The 719-nt window shown below is 67.7% G+C and carries 1 protein-coding gene; it reads left to right on the plus strand.

Going from position 1 to position 719, the window contains the following annotated elements; genetic code table 11:
- The first annotated feature begins 200 nt into the window (after positions 1 to 200).
- Positions 201 to 413 (plus strand): response regulator transcription factor, encoded by a 213-nt coding sequence (locus tag QSG27_RS29105; RefSeq protein ID WP_306712359.1) that lies wholly within the window; start codon positions 201 to 203, stop codon positions 411 to 413.
- Positions 414 to 719 lie beyond the last annotated feature (306 nt).

The raw sequence follows: 719 nt of genomic DNA on the forward strand, positions 1-719 counted from the left end.
GCTGCATGCGACGACCTTGCCGCAGGCCCTCGCCACCGCGCTCATCTTCGAGCTGATCGCCCTGTAGCCGGGAGCCTGCGTTCCCGGTCCGGGATGGAGCGGCCGCGTCGCGGGCCGGGGAAAATACCCCAATTGATGGCGGCGGGGGGATGCCGGCTATTGTCCTTCCCGGCACTTTGATCCGCGGGAGGCGATGAGTAATGGGCGGCGAAGACCAGGATCTCGTCCTGACGGTGCGGGAGAAGGAATGTCTTGGGTATCTCGCCCGGGGCCTGCGGTGCCGGGCGATGGCTGACGCCATGGGCATCACCGTGAAAACGGTGGAAAAGCAGATCGAGTCGGCGCGACGGAAAGTCGGGGCGAAGACGCGGGAGCAGGCGGTCGCCATCGCCATTGCAAAGCGGCTTCTTTAGCCGGGGTCGGGCGCTTCCTTGCTGCGGAGGGCGGCTGCGCATGAACGCCGCCCGGGGCCTTGGCTCCGGCGCAGCCTTGCCGATGCCGTGCATCGGCCCCCATCGGCTCGTACGGGAAAACCACCCGCGGTCTTTCCGGCCGCCGGCTCCAGGGCCGTGCGGCATCGTGGCGAACGCCACCCGGGGCTGCCGGGGAAAATCCCCCAATTGCTGGGTCGGGCGCGGGTTTCCTAGCAGGCCGCGGAAAAAGGCTATGCCCGGCTTGCCGGTCGTGATTCTCTCCGTTTGAAGAGAATGCGGCCGGTG

It is taken from the genome of Azospirillum isscasi, assembly GCF_030849505.1.
Classification (GTDB): domain Bacteria; phylum Pseudomonadota; class Alphaproteobacteria; order Azospirillales; family Azospirillaceae; genus Azospirillum; species Azospirillum isscasi.

Coding starts and splice junctions, on each gene's coding strand:
- QSG27_RS29105 (WP_306712359.1), top strand. CDS start 201: ATGGGCGGCGAAGACCAGGATCTCGTCCTGACGGTGCGGGAGAAGGAA.